Annotated in this window: 9 protein-coding genes and 1 riboswitch; of the genes, 7 read left to right on the top strand and 2 right to left on the bottom strand. The window is 56.8% G+C overall.

Annotated features, from left to right (window positions below; translation table 11 throughout):
• Window positions 1-248: 248 nt before the first annotated feature.
• Window positions 249-418: riboswitch (M-box (ykoK) riboswitch) on the top strand.
• Window positions 419-540: 122 nt separating this feature from the next.
• Entirely contained in the window at window positions 541-1,884 is a 1,344-nt protein-coding gene (mgtE, locus tag BN1135_RS12050) for a magnesium transporter (protein WP_042021368.1), read from the top strand.
• Window positions 1,885-2,111: 227 nt separating this feature from the next.
• On the opposite strand, the gene icd is transcribed toward mgtE, so the two are convergent.
• Together icd and BN1135_RS12040 are read right to left on the bottom strand one after the other, a co-directional pair.
• Window positions 2,112-3,365 (bottom strand): NADP-dependent isocitrate dehydrogenase, encoded by a 1,254-nt coding sequence (gene icd / locus BN1135_RS12045; RefSeq protein WP_042021367.1) that lies wholly within the window; start codon window positions 3,363-3,365, stop codon window positions 2,112-2,114.
• 156 nt (window positions 3,366-3,521) lie between these two features.
• Window positions 3,522-4,397, bottom strand: coding sequence for an AraC family transcriptional regulator (locus BN1135_RS12040; protein WP_042021366.1), 876 nt, complete (start codon window positions 4,395-4,397; stop codon window positions 3,522-3,524).
• A gap of 116 nt (window positions 4,398-4,513) precedes the next feature.
• Between BN1135_RS12040 and manA the strand changes: the two genes are divergently transcribed.
• The 6 genes from manA (at window position 4,514) to BN1135_RS12010 (ending at window position 19,168) form a co-directional block, all read left to right on the top strand.
• Window positions 4,514-5,704 carry a mannose-6-phosphate isomerase, class I gene (gene manA, locus BN1135_RS12035; RefSeq protein ID WP_042021365.1) on the top strand — a complete coding sequence of 397 codons (1,191 nt, stop codon included), beginning with the start codon at window positions 4,514-4,516 and terminating at the stop codon, window positions 5,702-5,704.
• 639 nt (window positions 5,705-6,343) lie between these two features.
• Window positions 6,344-9,040, top strand: coding sequence for a GH92 family glycosyl hydrolase (locus BN1135_RS12030; RefSeq protein ID WP_042021364.1), 2,697 nt, complete (start codon window positions 6,344-6,346; stop codon window positions 9,038-9,040).
• Between the two features lie 55 nt (window positions 9,041-9,095).
• The gene (locus tag BN1135_RS12025) at window positions 9,096-11,498 is read left to right on the top strand and encodes a GH92 family glycosyl hydrolase (protein ID WP_042021363.1); all 2,403 of its coding nucleotides are present in this window, start codon (window positions 9,096-9,098) and stop codon (window positions 11,496-11,498) included.
• Between the two features lie 62 nt (window positions 11,499-11,560).
• Window positions 11,561-14,086 (top strand): GH92 family glycosyl hydrolase, encoded by a 2,526-nt coding sequence (locus tag BN1135_RS12020; protein WP_042021362.1) that lies wholly within the window; start codon window positions 11,561-11,563, stop codon window positions 14,084-14,086.
• Between the two features lie 307 nt (window positions 14,087-14,393).
• Window positions 14,394-16,832, top strand: a complete 2,439-nt coding sequence (locus BN1135_RS12015) for a GH92 family glycosyl hydrolase (protein ID WP_042021360.1) — start codon at window positions 14,394-14,396, stop codon at window positions 16,830-16,832.
• A 443-nt stretch (window positions 16,833-17,275) separates the two neighbouring features.
• The gene (locus tag BN1135_RS12010) at window positions 17,276-19,168 is read left to right on the top strand and encodes a PTS fructose transporter subunit EIIC (RefSeq protein ID WP_042021358.1); all 1,893 of its coding nucleotides are present in this window, start codon (window positions 17,276-17,278) and stop codon (window positions 19,166-19,168) included.
• Window positions 19,169-19,235 lie beyond the last annotated feature (67 nt).

The following is a 19,235-nucleotide window of genomic DNA, read 5'->3' as shown; positions in this document are numbered from 1 at the left end:
GTTGAAAGGCTGGGGTATCCATGATGGTAGACCTCAAGGTGATGGCCTACTTCAAGCTTAGCCTTTCAACACATAATTGGGACAGAGCCTTTTATTTTATCTCCGATCTGCAAACAGGCTCTGTGCCATCACCAGCCAATTGTAACAAGCTGTTGCCGTTACCCATTTAATGGTTACTGCGGGGTTGACCTCCCCACGGGATTAGATAATCATGCCGCCGGCACAACCCAGGGTTGTGCAGATTATTTGCAGCATCTCGTTAGGCGAGGCTCCTGTATAAACACAGGCCACTGATCTCACGACGTCCAGAGACGCCCAAGATCAGGACAGTTTTCATCGGATTAAGGTGTAAACCCAAGTGGCTTCCGGCATGCCGGATACGTTATACAGTGCTAAAGCTGGTACGTGGGGATGATGACACGCCGAACGGCGTCATTTCCTGCCTATTACTCGTCAATCAAATTGCTGTTTTCTTTCAGACTGCGATCGGATATCCGATCGTGTTCAGGCTCAGCCTGAAATCACATAAGGTCATTTGTGATGAAGAAAACACATACCATTCTTAACCGTCATCAACTGCTCGATCTGGCTGCCCTGCAGGGTTGGCTGGAACATAATCTGGATCCGGTTCAGCGCGCAGATCAACTGCTGACCCTGCGTCCGGAAGAGCTCAACTGTATCTTTGATACCCTGCCCGTTTCACAAGGGGCCGAACTACTTGGCTCGCTCTCGGCCGAGAGTGCGGCCCGCTTGCTACAGCGACTGCATGGCAGCATTGTCAGCGTGTTGCAGGAGGCCATTCCCCGTCGTGAGATGGTCGCCATCCTGCGCAAACTGGGCCGTCAGGAACGCACTATCTTGCTGGCCCGCTTCCCGACCCAGGCGCAGGCCATGTACTACTCCCTGCTGGATTGGCCCACCGAATCGGTGGGAGCCAACATGCGCCACGAGTATCTGGCGGTGCGGGAGGAGGACACCGTCGGTCACGCCAAACAGCTGATCCACGATGCCTGGGACAATGCCCAGCTGTTTCGCCACATCTATGTGGTCAACGGGGATGGCCGTCTGCAAGGGAGCCTCTCTCTCAAGACCTTGCTGATCGCCGACCCGCTGGCTAATGTGGCCAACCTGATGGATCGGGAGACGGTACGGATCAACGCCCGGGCGGATCAGGAGTTGGCCGCGCGCCTGCTGATCGACCGCGACCTCTCGGTCCTGCCGGTCGAGGATCAGGGGCGCCTGGTCGGTATTTTCCACGTCGATGACGCGGCCGATATTCTGGAGCTCGAATCCACCGAGGATGCCGAGATGCAGGGGGGCTCATCGCCGCTCGATACTCCCTACCTGCAGGCTACACCCTGGCAGCTGTGGCGCAAACGGGTGGGCTGGCTGCTTATCCTGTTTGTGGCGGAAGCCTACACCGGCACAGTGCTGCGGGCCTTTGAGGAACAGCTGGAGGCCGCCATCGCGCTGGCCTTCTTTATCCCCCTGTTGATCGGCACCGGTGGTAACAGTGGTACCCAGATCACCACCACCATAGTCCGCGCCATGGCGGTCGGAGAGGTGAGCCTGCGCAATCTCGGCACAGTGCTGAAAAAGGAGCTCTCCACCGGCCTCTTGATCTCGGGGGCCATTGCCATGGCCGCCTGGGTGCGCGCCTGGAGCCTGGGGGTTGGCCCCGAAATAGGCATGGTGGTGACCTTTACCATCATCGCCATCGTGCTGTGGAGTGCCACGGTCGCCTCTATCATCCCCATGGTGCTACGTCGTTTCCGCATTGACCCGGCGGTGGTCTCTGCGCCGTTTATTGCGACCCTGGTGGATGGTACCGGTCTTATCATCTACTTCGAGATGGCCAAATGGTTATTGCCTGAGTTGCAGTAACGAGAGATTAAACCCTGTTGATGAGACCTGGATAAACAAGCGGGGCAGTTTGTATTGCCGGAACCTTGTATTGCCGAAAAGAAGGGAGCTAAGCTATCCCCGCAGCGTGAAGCCAAGGCCACAGAAAAACAGTGTGAAAAAAGCCAATAAAAAAATGCCAGTCAGGCTTAACTGACTGGCATTTTCCTCATGGAGCCGGTTTTGGGCTTCTGACCATCAACCAGTCATTACATTTGGTCGATCATGTCCTGAGCAAACTGGGAGCAGGAGCGCAGGGTGGCCCCCTCCATCAGACGCTCGAAGTCATAGGTGACGGTCTTGTTGGCGATGGCCGCTTCCATCCCCTTGATAATGAGATCGGCCGCTTCGACCCAACCCATGTGGCGCAGCATCATCTCGGCGGAGAGGATCAGGGAGCCCGGGTTGACCTTGTCCTGACCGGCATATTTCGGTGCAGTACCGTGGGTCGCCTCGAACAGGGCCACGCCGTCACCAATGTTGGCGCCCGGCGCGATACCGATACCACCCACCTGAGCGGCCAGTGCGTCGGAGATGTAGTCGCCGTTGAGGTTCATACAGGCGATGACGTCATACTCGGCCGGACGCAGCAGGATCTGCTGCAGGAAGGCGTCAGCGATGACATCCTTGATAACGATGGTCTTGCCGGTTTTCGGGTTCTTGAAGGAGCACCAGGGGCCGCCGTCAATCAGCTGGGCACCGTACTCGTGCTGGGCCAGAGCATAACCCCAATCCTTGAAGGCACCTTCGGTGAACTTCATGATGTTGCCCTTGTGCACCAGGGTCACGGAGTCGCGATCGTTGTCGATGGCATACTCGATGGCGGCACGCACCAGACGCTCGGTACCGGCCCTGGACATCGGCTTGATGCCGATACCGCAAGACTCGGGGAAGCGAATTTTCTTCACGCCCATCTCGTTTTGCAGGAAGGCGATTACTTTCTTGGCTTCTTCGCTATCCGCCTTCCACTCGATACCGGCGTAGATGTCTTCGGCGTTCTCGCGGAAGATCACCATGTCAGTCAGATCCGGACGTTTGACCGGGCTCGGGGTCCCTTCGTAGTAACGGACCGGGCGCAGGCAGATGTAGAGATCCAGCTCCTGACGCAGGGCCACGTTGAGGGAGCGAATACCGCCACCGACCGGCGTGGTCAGCGGGCCCTTTATGGCCACGCAATATTCACGAATGAAATCCAGGGTTTCGGCCGGCAGCCAGGCACCTTCGCCATAAACATGAGTCGACTTCTCGCCGGTATAGATCTCCATCCAGGCGATCTTGCGCTCGCCCTTGTAGGCTTTCTCGACCGCAGCATTCACCACATTCAACATGGCCGGGGTTACGTCAACACCGATGCCATCCCCTTCGATAAACGGAATGATCGGATGGTTGGGAACCTGCAGCTTGCCGTTGGCATCGACTGTGATTTTCTGACCCTGGGTCGGGATTACTACTTTGCTTTCCATCGGCATCTCCTAACTTCCGTTTGTTATCAACTTGTTTGTTGCGCGCGGCCATCTTAGCCCATTCATTTTCATAATAAAATGGCGAGCAAGCATGTCAGACCAAAGAGGTAGCCACCCGCCAGTGCGCCGTCACCACCCCTTCCCGACCCCGGCCATTTATCCCTCCTGCTCGCTGGTTACAGCCTGGGGCTGACTTAACGATCGATACTGGGAAGGGGTCAGCCCAGTCTTCAACTTGAACACCCTACAGAAATAGTTCACATCGGTAAAACCGCAGCGATTGGCCACCTCTTCCAGACGAAAGCGATATTTTTTGAGCATGAACTTGGCCCGCTCCAGCCGTACCCAACTGATGTAGTCCGCCAGCCGCATATGCCCCTGCTGGCGGAACAAGCGGGAAAGGTGGCTGGGGGAGAGATTGAAGCGGGCGGCGATGCATTCGCGACTGATGGGGCGGTGAAAGTTTTCCTGAATGTAGATGCAGATGCCGTGGAAGAGATCGGAGCCGCGAGGACGACCGCTCTCCGACTCCACCAGCAGTTGCCGTGAATAGCTCAGCAGCGCCTGTAGCAGGTGATTGTCCATCGGCGCCCTCACCTGCTCCTGCGCCAGAGTATTAAGAGAGAGCAGGATATGATCGAGCGCTCGTCCAGCCCCGGCCTGAATACTGTGTTTTTGCACATCGAAGAAACCGGTGTCCCCCTTGTGTTTGCTCACCAGACTGAACCCTATCTGGCGCTTGCCAAACAGCAGGCTGAGCACGGAACAGTCGTTGTCCCAGTCCGGCTTGTTCCAGCCGTTGGGGGGGATGTACATCGCCTCCCGCTGACCCATCTGTACCGACTGCACATCCCCTTCAGGGGACCAGATCTGGTTGAGATAGTGGCCACTGAATACCAGCTCGAGACGCGGGAAGTTGACCTGATAACTGAAGCAGGGAGGCACCCCTTTGTCAGAGGCAAACAAGACCTTCTCAAAGCCTTCCCCTTCACTTAGAAAGCCATCCAACAGCTGGGTAAAGATGATACTCATGAATGATCCTGATCAAGATGCAGAGAGCAACCGATTGCGGTGCGCTGCCCCTGCCATGCTATAGTCCGCGCCAGACTGAAATTCCCAAAAAATCGTTCTGATACAAGGAGCCATCCATGAGCTACCCACCGTTTTTTCTAATGTGCAACCCGATCCAGGATTATGTCTGGGGCAGTCGTGACTCCCTGACCACGCTGTTTGGCATCAAAAATCCCGAGGGCAAACCACAAGCTGAACTGTGGATGGGCGCTCACCCCAATGGCTGCTCCGAAGTGACCCTGACCGGCGAAAAACTGAAGCTATCCAGCCTGATTGAAGCCAACCCCGTTGCCATGTTGGGCGCAGCCACCCAGGCTCGCTTCGGCTCACTCCCCTTCCTGTTCAAAGTGCTCTGCGCCGAGCAAGCCCTCTCCATTCAGGTGCACCCGAGCAAGGCCCAGGCCGAAGCGGGCTTTGCCAAAGAAGAGGCCGCAGGCATCGATATCAAGGCGAGCAACCGCAACTACAAGGATCCGAACCACAAGCCGGAGCTGGTCTTTGCCCTCACCCGCTATCAGGCGATGAACGGCTTTCGCGCCATCCCGGCCATCCTGGCCCTGTTCGATCGGATGGCGCTGCCAGCGCTGACCGACCTGACCACGGCACTGCGCCAGTCACAGGATGAAGCTGGCTTGCAGCACTTCTTCCACCAGTTACTGATCCTCTGCGGTGCGCGCAAGGACGAGGCGCTGGCAGGCCTGCTGGCCTATGCCGCCGCCCATCAGGATGAAGAGACCTTCGCCACCATCAGCAATCTGGCCAACCAGTATCCGGGGGATGTGGGGCTCTTCTCGCCGCTGCTGCTCAACGTGGTCACCCTCGAGCCGGGTCAGGCGATGTTCCTCGATGCCCAGACCCCTCACGCCTACATTCACGGCACAGGCCTCGAGATCATGGCCAACTCCGACAACGTGCTGCGCGCAGGGCTCACCCCCAAATACATGGATGTGCCGGAGCTGCTGGCCTGCACCCGCTGCGTCGCCAAACCGGACGACCAGATCCTGCTTAGCCCGCGCATGGAAGGCACGGTACAGCACTTCGACGTGCCGGTACCGGACTTCACTTTCAGCGTGTATGACGCAGGGGAACATGCCCTGACCACCGGCAATGCCGAGATCCTGTTCGCCATCGATGGGCCCATCACCCTGATCGGCCAACATGATGAGCATCTGACCCTGACCATCGGACAATCTGCTTTTGTACCCGCCAGCACCGGCGATTATCGAGTGATGGCTGAAGGGCGTTTTGCCCGCGCCAGCAACCGCTGATCCTGCTGAGCCATCGGCTCACCACCGTCTATTTCAAGGGCCCTTCAGGGCCCTTTTTTCCAGCTCATCTGACCACATGGGTGCAGGTATCGCTCACAAAACCGGTCATTTAACCCAACGCCAAAGAGTAACACGTTGACTTATAATGATTAATATCATTTAGCCTCCAAGGTCACGCTACCCTGCGGTTATGCGAGCCAGCTCACACCCTTCCGCACACGTCATAAAAATCCAGTTAATGCCATTTTTTTCCTCTGTCAACGGATATTAATCACGGAAATAATAGAAATCGTTAATTTACAGGCAGCAGGAAAAACGCTTCAGACCATTTATATATTTCAAATTTAACACAGCGTTGCCATTTATTTCAGATGTAGAAGAGGCGACGTTTCAAATCAGGCTATGGGTGCCTGTTATTTCCCTGCGCTTTTATTTTTCCGCCTGTATGGCCAGATCGTTTTCACTATCCATTTTATCTGGCTGATATTTTCCCCTGTCACCATCTATATCCAGTGACAGTCGGGGCAATACATGCAGATGGCCCTCTCATCCGGCAGATATTCATTGGCTGAACCGGCGACTGCATTATCGGTTTTTATACGTTCAATACCCTACTTCCATTAACCTGTGGCGACAAATATGAAACTGAAACGTTCCCTACTTGCTTGTGCCGTACTGGCTGGCCTGGTTGGTATATCCGGTTGTCAAAATGACTCAGATACCGCTGGCGATAACAATAATGAGACCAGCGTCTCCCGTTACGTCAATCCGTTTATCGGCACAGGGAATCTGGGCAACACCTACCCCGGTGCCACCACCCCGCACGGCATGGTGCAGCTTTCGCCCAACAACGGCGCCAATGGCTGGGAATACATCTCCGGCTATTACTACCACGACAATCGCCTCGCCGGGTTTTCTCACACCCACCTCTCGGGGGCTGGTGCCGGGGATCTCAACGATATTCTGGTGATGCCCATCAACTCCCGCTCCAATTTCATGCTGAACGAGGGGTCAGCCTCCCTCAATCTGGAGGCCTCCCGTTACAGCCACAAGGATGAAGAGGCAACGGCGGGCTACTACAAGGTCGATCTGAAGGATTACGGCATCAAGGCCGAGCTGACCGCCTCGGATCGGGTGGGTGTTCATCGCTACAGCTTCCCGCAGGATAAAAAATCACAAATCGTGGTCAACCTCGGCTTCAAGGTCAACTGGGACTACACCTCCGACTCCTATCTGAAATGGGACAAAACCAACAACCGGATCGAGGGCCATCGCTTCTCTGACGGCTGGGCCCCCAGCCAGAAAGAGTTCTTCGTGATGGCGTTCGACCAGCCCATCAAAAATATCCGCTTCGCCTACTTCGACAAAGAGCAGAACCGCTATCTGGATCTGCCGGAAGGCACCACCGAGATCGGCAACGAGACCCGTGGCAAATATCAGTACGCGCGCGCCTATGTGGAGTTTGATACTGCAGATAAGGGCCTGGCCGTGGAGGCCAAGGTAGCCCTCTCCAACGTCGAGATCGGCCGGGATGGCAACGCCGGCGCCTCCCTCAACATGACCGAAGTGGCCAACATGTCGTTTGACGATGTCCGTCAGGCCGCCACTAAAAAATGGGAAGAGGAGCTGGGCAAGATCCAGGTCAGCGGGGATGAGGAGTACAAGCAGACCTTCTATACCGCGCTCTATCACACCTATCTGGGCCAGACCATCCACTCCGATCTGGATGGGCGCTACCGCCAGGTGCATCAGGGGCGCAATGCCTACCCGGATGGCAACACGCCGTGGGGCGAGCAGATCGACACCCTCAAGGAGTCGGTGCGCACCGCCGATGCCAACCGGGATGGCAAAGCGGACTTTACCCGTTACGACACCTTCTCCCTGTGGGACACCTACCGCGCAGTACAACCCCTCTCGTCACTGCTGGAACCGGATCGCCTCGCCGATGTGGTGCTCTCCATGCTCTCTTACGCCGAAGAAGAGTGGATGGACGATCTGGGCAACCTGCGCAAGGGCAGATTGCCGGAGTGGACCTTCAAGGGCAACGAGACCGGCATGATGATGGGGATGCACTCCACCACCGTCATCCATGATGTGCTCTCCAAAGGGTCGCTAGAGCGACGGATGATCGCGCTTGGCTTCAGCGATGCGGAGCGTCAGGAGATCAAGGAACGACTGGTGACCGCCATGATCACCGATGCCCGCGCATCCACCAGCCAGGGGGTCGCCTGGATCAAGGAGTACGAGCAGCAGGGCTATGTGCCCGCCCAGTTGCACGACACGCCGCCGACCAATGACTGGGAATCACACTCCCCGTTCAAGGATGCCTGGACTTCCTCCTACTCGCTGGAGTACTCCATGGATGACTGGGCGATCGCCCAATCGATCAAGGCGGTGTTTGGCGAAAGTGACCCCCGCTATCAAGAGTTTGCCGATCGCTCCAAGAACTGGCAGGCGCAGTTTGACTTTGGCGGCAAGCAGTACAAGGGGTGGTTCAAGGCCCGCGACTACGACGGCAACTTCATTGATGCCGACTGGGTAGACCCGAAAACCGGCCGGGCAGTGGGCAAGGACTGGCGACCAGACATGTTTAACTGGTCATTCGCCGAGTCCAACGGCTGGCAATATGCCTTTAGCGTGCAGCATGACATCCAGGGTCTGGTCGACCTGATGACCCGTTTCGATCAGACCCAGAATCCTCAGGCTAAACGGGGCGAACTGTTTGCCAAGCGGCTGGACGAGTATTGGACCACCTACCCGGATCGCAACGCTGGCGACAACCAGTTCCCGGTGTTCAACACCGGTAACGTGGGTCAGCATGTGCAGGGCAACGAGCCGGATATCCATGTTCCCTACCTCTACAACTACGTAGGGCAACCCTGGAAGGGACAGGCGGCCATCGCGGCAGCCACCAACGTCTGCTACAAAAACACCCCTGACGGCATCTGTGGCAACGATGACTTTGGCACCCTTTCTGCCTGGTTCGTGTTCCGGGCGTTGGGCTTCTTCCCGGTCAATGCCTCCTCCGGCATCTACGAGATTGGCACCCCCATGTTCGAAACCGCCTCGCTCGATGTGGGGGCTGGTAAGCAGTTCACCGTCACGGCCCAGAACGTCAGCCGCGACAACATCTACATCCAGTCCGCTCGCCTCAATGGCAGCGAGTTCAATCGCAGCTACCTCACCCATGAGGAAATTCTGAGTGGTGGCAAGCTTGAATTCGTCATGGGCGATAGCCCCAACCAGAACTGGGCCAGCCAGCCGGAAGATTTGCCGCCCGCGCAAGGTATCGGCACCTTCCTGCACGAAAGTGATATGCCTGCTGGCTCACGTTAACGATCTGTTCGGGGGAGGGTTCCCTCCCCCACCATCAATCAATATTGGAATGCCCATGTTCAAACGTAATTTCATCGCCCTTGCCGTTATTGCTGGCCTGACGGGCGGTATTGCTGGCTGTACTGACGAAGAGCAGTCAACCGCCGTCGAGATCCCCGTGACCCCGATTGTCGACCTTTCCGTACTCAACTACGTCAATCCCATGATCGGCACAGCGGCCTCCGGCCATACCTTTCCCGGCGCCACCCACCCGGCAGGGATGGTGCAGCTCTCGCCAGATACCTTTATTGGCTCCAACAGCGGTCATGAGTCAGGGCAAAACCCCTGGCACTCCGCCTCGGGTTACTGGGATTCATCCAATTACCTGACCGGCGACATAGTCGCGAACGATGTCCCGCTCTACGGTTTTTCCCACACCCACCTCTCCGGTACCGGGGCCACGGACCTCGGGGATATTCTGGTGCTGCCTTACTCGGACATGGCAGACACCCAGCTCAACAGCTTTGACAAAGCCAATGAAAAAGCCAGCGCCGGTTTTTACAAAACCAAGCTGAATAAGGGCGGTATTGAGGTGGAACTGACCGCCACCAAGCGGGTGGGACTGCACAAATACACCTTTGCCAAAGGGGCCGAACGCAGCGTGAAGTTCGATCTGGGTCACACCCTGCTCAACAACAACGGTCAATCACTGAACAACAAGATCGAAGTGCTTGATGAATACACCCTTCGTGGCCGCAGAACCTCAACCGGTTGGTTTCAGGGGCAAAATCACCTGGGTCAGGATATTTTTTTCTACGCCAAGTTCAACCAGCCAGTGGCCAGAGCCATGCTGGGGGAACAAGACAAGATGCCGACCCGGGAGATGCGCTACAACAGCGTTTATCAGGGCGATGATGTCACCGCCTACCTCGATTTTGGTCAGGGCGATCAAGCCATCGAGATCCGGGTCGGCATCTCCCCGGTAAACTGGCAAGGGGCACAGCAGAACCTGGAGGCTGAAGCCCCCACCTTTGATTTTGCCAAGGCGAAATCACAAGCCGAATACGCCTGGGCCGAAAAGCTGACCAAGATCCGGGCTGAAGGGGGAAGCTCGACGGAAAAAACCAACTTCTACACCGCCCTCTATCACATGATGATTGCCCCCATCGAGTTCTACGATGTGGATGGCCGATACGTTGATATGCTCGGTACTGTGCGCACCCTCAAGCCGGGTGACACGCCAAACTACTCCATCTACTCCACCTGGGATACCTTCCGCGCCGTGCACCCCATGTGGACCATCATGGATCCGCCGCAGGCGACCCTGTATGCCAAGGATTTAATCCGTAAGTCCAACGTGGAGTTCGGCCTGCTGCCCAAGTGGGAAGGTCACGGTTCGGAAACCGGCACCATGATCGGCTACCCTTCGGCCGCGATTCTCGGCGACGCTGTCACCAAAGGATTGATAGATGCAGACGAGGCGCTGCAAGCCTCGGTCAAATCGGCCCACTACCGACCGGCCGATTACCCGCAGATCAACGATGACATTCTGAGCGCACTGATGGCCGGTCAGCTCAGCTATCACGAGAAAGAGCAGTGCGTCCGTTATCCCAACTGGAACTCGGTCTCCTACTCGCTGGAGTTCTCTTTCTACGACTGGACCATCGCCGAGATGGCGAAAGCCGCGGGCGACATGACCACCTATCAAGAGTTCAAGGCGCGCTCCTACAACTCGCTCAAGCATTGGGATCCCCAGGCAGGCAATGCCGATGGCAAGGGCTTCTTCGTGCCGACCGAGCTGAAAAACGGCGACCCGTGTGCCCTGAAATACGCGGCGGCCGATTTTGATCCCTACAAGTCGGATGCCTTCTACTACACCGAGGGTAACGCCTGGCAGTGGCAGTGGTCCTTCATGCAGGATCTCGACAAGCTGACCGAAATCATGGGGGGTCAGCAGGGGCTCAACGACAAGCTCGACAACCTGTTCAACGCCAACCCGAATGGTGGCGATGCACATCAGGACATGACCGGCTATATCGGGCAGTACATCCACGGCAACGAGCCCTCCCACCACGTCATCTATCTCTACAACCGCACCGCCCAGCCCTGGAAAGCGCAGGAGTACCTCGATCTGGTCTACAAGGCGTTTTATAAAAACACCCCGGATGGTCTGATCGGCAATGAAGACGTCGGCCAGATGTCCGCCTGGTACATCATGAGTGCCATGGGCTTTTATCAAATCTCCCCGGGCAACCCGACCTACACCATAGGCCGACCCATTTTTGACAAGGTCACCATCAACCTGCCCAACGGCCAGTTCAAGGTGGTGGCGCAGAACAATGGCCCGGACAACCTCTATGTCAAAGAGGTCACCATCAATGGCAAGCCGCTCAACCAGTACAACACCTTTGCCCACAGCGAGATCCATCCCGGTGGTGAGCTGCGTTTTGTGATGACCAACCAGAAACCGACCCCGTAACTCTGCAAGCGGCAAGCCACCCGGCTTGCCGCGTGTTCATATCAGGTATTCAGGAGCAACAGATGTTCAAACCCCATAAGCTGGCCATCGTGGTGACCACCCTGCTTGGTCTTTATGGCTGCAACGCAAACGATGAGACCACCACTGACAATGACCGCCCCGACAATCCCCTGCAGGTGCTGCAATATGTTGATCCCCTGATCGGCACCGATGGGCTGGGCAATGTCAATCCCGCCCCCGTCATGCCGGAAGGGATGATCCAGCCAGGCCCGGATAACTGGAACCCGGCCAACTGGAATGGCAAGGGCTCCCCTTCCGACTACCACCACCATCTGACCAAGCTTTCCGGCTTTAGCAGCACCCATATCTCGGGGGCCGGCAAGGGGGATCTCAATGACTTTGCCTTCTTGCCATACACCGGCAGCAATACCGATCCGGTCACCATCAACAAGCCGAGCGAGCTGTCGGAGGTGGGCTATTACAAAGCCGATCTGGTAGAGACCGGTATCAAGGCCGAGCTCACCGCCACCCAGCGAGTTGCCTTCCACCGTTACCGCTATCCGGCAGGTGAAGATCGCAAAGTCCAGCTTGATCTGCAGCACGAGCTGCTGGAGCAGTACGGCAACCACTCCCGCAACATTTACTTCAAGCGGGTCAGCGATAACGCCATTGCCGGGGCCAGAACCAGCAACGAGTGGGGGCAGTGGCAAACGGTCTTTTTCTACGCCGAATTTTCCGAAAACTTCGTGGAGCAGACCCTCTATGTCGATGGCAAACTGAGCAGCGACACCGAGGTGGGGCTTGCCGATTACATCGGGTATGGCGAAACCAGACCCCGGGTGCGGGATGTGGTGACCCAGCTCAACTTTGCCAAAGGGGAGCAGCCCATCACCATGAAGATGGCGATCTCGGGCACCGGCATTGAGGGGGCGATGGCCAACCTGCGCGCCGATGAACATGGCTACCGCTTCGATCAGGTGGTGCAGGAGAACAAGCAGGCATGGGCGAAGGTGCTCAATAAGTTCACCCTGGAGGGGGGGAGCGATGCCGACAAGACGATGTTTTATACCTCCCTCTATCGCACCTACATAGCCCCCTTCGTCTATCAGGATGTGGATGGCCACTATCGCGGGATGGATGGCAAGGTGCATCAGGCCAAGCCGGGCTTTACCAACTACTCGGTCTACTCCATGTGGGACACCTTCCGCGCCGCCCACCCGCTGAAGACCATCATCGAAAAAGATCGCGCCATCGACTATGTGCACGATCTGCTCAACAAATATAAAACCGGCGGCATCATGCCCAAATGGGAGCTGCACTCCGACTATACCGGCGAGATGGTCGGCTATCCGGCGGTCTCCATCATCGCCGACGTCATCGTCAAATATCCGGGTAAGTTTTCCTCTGAAGAGATAAAGCTGGCGCTGCAGGCGGCCAACGTCTCCGCTAGCTTTGACCTCGAATTGACCAAATCCTGGGTGCCCTATCAGGATCCCTGGAACGGCGACAAGCGCTTCACCGTGATGACCCGTCACGGCCAGTATGCCGAGCAGCACGGCTATGTCCCCGCCAACGTCAAACTCAAGCCAGAAGAGGGGGGCATGGCGCAGGACAAGTACGATGAGCTGGTCAACGAGTCCGTCTCCTACGGCGTAGAGAATGCCTACTATGACTGGTGCATCGCCCAGCTGGCCCGCCTGGCGGGCGACAAATCCGCCGAGAACCGCTATCTGGCCCGGGCCACCACCTGGCGCGCCTATTTTGATTACAACCCGACGGAATATGGCAAATATGGCGCGACCGGCTTTATGCGCCCCAAAAATTACGATGGCAGCTGGGTCAACAACTACCCCTCCTGTGCCATCGACAAAAACGGCAACCCGGTCACGCCACCACAAAATTGCGACATCAACGACAGCAGCCGTTATGACACCTTCTGGCCCTATCGTGCCGAGCACCGGGGGCAGGACTTTACCGAAGGCAACACCTGGCAGTGGAGCTGGTTTGTTCCCCACGATATAGAGGGGCTCAAAGAGGCGATGGGGGGCGAGGAGGGATTCCGGAAAAATCTGGATGCCCTCTTCACCGCCAACTCCAGCGCTGACACCTCGCAAGGGGACATGACCGGCTATATCGGGCAGTTCGTGATGGGTAACGAGCCGGATCACCATGTCCCCTACCTCTATAACTGGACCAAAGAGCCGTGGAAAACCCAGGAGTATGTGGATCAGGCGGTGCGCAGCTTCTTCCACCCGACCACCACCGGCCTGATTGGCAATGAGGACGTGGGGCAAATGTCGGCCTGGTACATCATGAGCGCCCTCGGCTTCTATCAGGTCACGCCGGGGCTCCCGGTCTACACCATAGGTCGGCCACTGTTTGACAAGGTGACGATGGATATTGATGGCGGGAAATTCACCGTGATCGCCGAAAACAATGGCCCCAAAAATATCTATGTGGAATCCGTCACCATCAATGGCAAACCGTTGGGGGAAAACCTGACCTTCAACCACAGCGATATTCGGGCAGGCGGAGAGTTGAAATTTATCATGACGGCGCAAAAACCAACCCGCTCAGATAATAAATAACCATCATTTATTACCAATATATGCCCAGGTCCAAAGCTTCCTTTGGGCCTCTTTTTTGCTGGGCTCACAAAAACACTCAAAAAATATAACGTTCTGTATCACATGATACGCGGATCACAAACAGACAGCCTTGTCACAAAAGTCTAGTGAATGACACTTTTTTGCTCTGTCGATGAAACAGGGGGCATGGGAATAATAGCGGTAGCCGGGATTAACAGCGCTGAGCCTTAATATTGCGCAGGTACCACTCCGGCATCAGAAAAATAGATCATGACTGCTCACCCCCTACCCGATGGAGCCGTTCCATATGTTCAAGAAAAGTATTCTGGCCATTACCCTGACCACCACGCTCACCATGTTATCTGGCTGTGATGCTGATGACAGCACCACCAATAACGATGACCAAAAGCCAACGCCAACCAATGTGTTGCAATACGTGAATCCATTCGTTGGCACTGGTTTTAATGGGCACACCTTTCCCGGCCCCGTGGTACCGGAAGGGATGGTGCAACTGTCGCCGGATACCGAACTGATTGGCTGGCACTCCTCCTCCGGCTATCACTTCGATAAAGATACCCTGTTCGGCTTTTCTCACACCCACCTCTCCGGCACCGGCATGGGGGGGCTGGGGGATATTCTGTTCCTGCCCTTTACCGAAGATAAATCCAAATACATCGAGCAGAGCGATGATTACCGCAAAGCCATCTCGGTCAAAATGGACAAAAAGTCCGAGCAAGCCGAGCCTGGTTATTATGCGGTCCGCATCGCCGAAAATGGCATCAAGGCAGAGTTGACCGCCTCCGAGCGGGTGGGCTTTCACCGCTACACCTATCCGCAGGGCCAACCACAACGGCTGAAGATCGACTTGAACTCGATCCTCAACAGCGACTGGGGCTCGAGTTCGCTTCGCAACAAACTCACCGTCAGTGAAGATGGCTACACCATCACCGGCGAACGGGATGCCGCCCACTTCTCCGGCTGGGCGAAAAACCAGAAGATCTTCTTCTATGCGACCTTCGACAAGAAGATCAAAGGGGTCTACATCCTCGCCGGAGGTGTACCGGTAGAGGGGTTGAGCGCCGAGCACAAGGCAAAATCCAAAGCCGATGTCACCGCCTACGTCGAGTTTGAAGAGGGGGATTCTGCCCAGCTGAACGCCAAAGTCGCCCTCTCGGCAGTTGATGCCAGCGGCGCCCGGAACAACTACCAGGCAGAAGGCAATGTGTCGTTTGACGAAGCCCGCACCAACGCCCGCGAGAAGTGGGCCAATGCCCTCAACTTCACCATCGAGGGGAGCAGCAAGGAGCAAAACGAGATCTTCTACACTGCCCTCTATCACACCAAGATCGCCCCCATCGTCCATCAGGATGTGGATGGCAGCTTCCGCGGCATGGGCAAAGGGGCGCAGGCCAAGGGGGAAGGCAGCTACTCAATCTATTACGGTCAGGCAAGCGAAGAGCAGCCTAACTTCTCGGTCTACTCCCTGTGGGACACCCAGCGGGCGCTGCACCCGCTCAAGACCATCACCGAACCCACCCGCGCTGTGCAATATGCCAAGAACCTGATCCAGAAGTATCAGGAGAGCGGCCTGCTGCCCAAGTGGGAGCATCTGGGGGATGAGACCGGCACCATGGTGGGCTATCCGGCGGTGGTGGTGATTGCCGACGCCATCACCAAATACCCCGATGCCTTCACCGCGCAGGAGAAAAATCTGGCGCTCAAGGCCGCCATCGACTCCTCCAGCTATGACAACTATCCCATGTTGGCGACCGAGTGGGACAAGGATGTGCTGGACAAGACCCTGACCAACCACATCGATTACATCGAGAAGAACGGCTTTGCCCCGGCGGTGCAGCGGATCAACAGTCAGCCCGTCTCCCCTGACTACACCCTCGAGTCAGTCTCCTACGGTCTGGAAAACGCCTTCTACGACTGGGCCATCTCCCGGATCGCCAAGGCGGCCGGCAACCCGGCGGCAGAGGCGCGCTATCTGGCCCGTTCGAACGGCTACCAGCGCTACTTCGATCACAATGCGGCCGAATATGCCCAGTACGGGGTGACCGGTTTCATGCGTCCGGTGATGAGCTATGGCTCCTTCATGACGCCGTTTGATCCCTATGGCACCGAACATGAGACCGGCAACTATACCGAGGGCAACGCCTGGCAGTGGACCTGGTTTGTCCCCCATGACATCAAGGGGCTGAAAACCGCGATGGGCGGGGAAGAGGCCTTCAAGCAGAATCTGGATGCGACCTTCGCCGCCGAGAGTCAGGGATCGGAGACCGCTGACATGACCGGGATGCTGGGGCAGGTAGCCTTTGGCAACGAACCTTCCCACCATATCCCCTACCTCTACAACTGGACCTCGGAGCCGTGGAAAACCCAGGAGAAGGTCGATTACATCCTCCACACCATGTACACCAACACCCCGGCAGGCATCATAGGTAACGAGGATGTGGGCGCCATGTCTGCCTGGTACGTCATGTCTTCACTCGGCTTCTATCAGGTGAATGCGGCAGATCCCGTCTACACCATCGGCCGTCCGCTGTTTGCCAAAGCGACCATCCCGGTCAAGGGAGGAACCTTCACCATCAGCGCCGATAACAACAGTGAGAAGAACCGCTATGTCCAGTCGGTCACCATCAATGGCAAACCGCTCAAGGATGGTCTCTTCTTCGAGCACAAAGAGTTTGTACCCGGTGGCAACCTCCACTTCGTGATGAGCGATACTCCGCCACAAAAGTAACGAGCCATAGCATTGAAGTGACATTCAGCACGTAACCCGCAAATGTCACTTTGTGATACCCTACGGCCCACGCCAGATGGATTGATAAAATCCAATCAGCGCCGGGCCGTTTTATTTTCCAGTGGGGAACGGCAGCACAGCAATAAACCCGTTTTTTCTGAAAACCGCCTTAAATCGGGCAATAAACCGCAAAAAATGGCCTTAAAGTTCGTTGCAAGGGTTTTTCTGCCATACCTTGACCGCTGTCACATCCCGCCATCAATTAAACAAAAACAGCTATTGAGTCACCACTCAACACTTTGCGAGCTGGATCACACCGGCAGAACCATGCAACAAAAATCCAGTTATTGCTACATTCATCGCCTGTCCAACCCAACCTGTGAGGGCAATAATGAGCCCAATTCGCAACGCATGACTTAGCCCTGACGGGAAAGGAGAGTGAGATGTTACCCACCATGACCAACGGCAGACTCATCTGCCTGGAGTTGAAGGCCACCAGCAAGGAGGCCCTGTTCGACGAGATGGCACAGATGCTGGCGCGCGATGGCGCTGTGTCTGATCAACAGCAGTTCGTCAAAGATGTCTGGGCCCGCGAGCAGCTGGACTGCACCGGCTTCGAGCAAGGTGTCGCCCTGCCCCATGCCAAGAGCAAGGCCGTCAGCCGCCCTGCCATTGCCATCGGTGTCAGCCGCCAAGGTATCGAGTACGGCGCCGAAGATGGCAAGCCGACCCAGCTGATCTTCATGATCGCCTCCCCGGATGGCGGCGCCAACCACCACATCGAAGTGCTGGCCGAGCTCTCTACCCGTCTGCTGGAACCCGGTTTTATCGAGCAGATGAAAGCGGCCACTACCGTTGAGCAAGCGCTGACCCTGCTCAAGCAAGGCCCGAAAGTGGCAAAGCCTGCCCCTGCCGCCAAACCGGCAGCCACTGCTCCGGCAGCCCCCGAAGAGCGCACCTTCAAGGATCGCCTCAATACCATGAAGCAACATCTGCTGTTTGGTACCTCCCACATGATCCCCTTCATCGTGGCGGGCGGTGTCCTGCTGTCGCTGTCAGTGATGCTGAGCGGCAAGGGCGCCGTGCCGGAAGCGGGCTTCCTCAAAGACATGGCTACCATGGGTATCGCCGGTCTGACCCTGTTTACCGCCGTACTGGGTGGCTACATCGCCTACTCACTGGCTGACAAACCGGGCCTGGCCCCGGGCATGATCGGCTCCTGGATTGCCGTTCAGCACTATCAAACCGGTTTCCTCGGCGCCATTCTGGTGGGCTTTATAGCCGGTTTCGTGGTCAATCAGCTCAAGCGGATCAAGTTGCCTGACTCCATGACCTCGCTAGGTTCCATCTTCATCTATCCGCTAATCGGTACCTTCCTGGTGTGCGGCATCGTGATGTGGGGGATCGGTGCCCCGATCGCCGCCATGATGGAAGGGATGAACCACTGGCTCTCCAGCATGGCGGGCTCAGGTAAAGTGATGTTGGGTGCCATTCTGGGTGGTATGACTGCCTTCGATATGGGCGGCCCGGTCAACAAGGTTGCCACCCTGTTTGCCCAGACTCAGGTCAACACCCAGCCCTGGCTGATGGGTGGTGTCGGTATCGCCATCTGTGTGCCGCCACTGGGTATGGCACTGGCTACCTTCATGTCTCCGAAGCGTTACAAGAAAGAAGAGCGTGAATCCGGCAAAGCGGCCGCCATCATGGGCATGATCGGTATCAGTGAAGGTGCTATCCCGTTCGCCGCTGCTGACCCCGTGCGTGTTATCCCGGCCATCGTCGCAGGCGGTATCGTCGGCAACATCACCGGCTTCATGATGCACAGTATCAACCACGCCCCTTGGGGTGGCTGGATTGTCCTGCCGGTAGTAGAAGGCAAGATGGGTTACATCCTGGGTACCGTCCTCGGCGCCCTGACCACGGCCATCATCGTCAACCTGCTGAAGAAGCCGGTGAGCGAAGAAGATGACGTGACAACCACCCAAACCAGCTTCGAGATCATCGAAGCGGAAGGTGAAGCTGACGTGCTGGCCATCACAGCCTGCCCGTCCGGTGTTGCCCACACCTTCCTGGCCGCCAAGAGCCTGCAGAAGGCAGCTGCCAAGCAGGGGATCAAGATCAAGGTCGAGACCCAAGGCGCCAACGGCATCATCAACCGCATCACCGCCAAGGATGTCGCCAACGCTCGCTACGTTATCTTCGCTCACGATGTGGCGATCAAATACCGCGAACGCTTCACCGATATCGAAGTCATCGATGTGAAGACCAAAGAGGCGATTCACAATCCGGAAGGTCTGCTGGCCCGCACCCTGGGCAACAAGGCAAACGCCGCCTGATAGCAGTCAGACTCCACCGATCACAAGGGGCCCATCACGGGCCCCTTTTCATTGCCTGCCGAGCAAC

This window comes from Aeromonas sobria (assembly GCF_000820145.1).
Taxonomy (GTDB): Bacteria; Pseudomonadota; Gammaproteobacteria; order Enterobacterales; family Aeromonadaceae; genus Aeromonas; species Aeromonas sobria.
The sequence above is the reverse complement of the archived record's forward strand: the minus strand, read 5'-3'. Positions and strand labels throughout refer to the sequence as shown.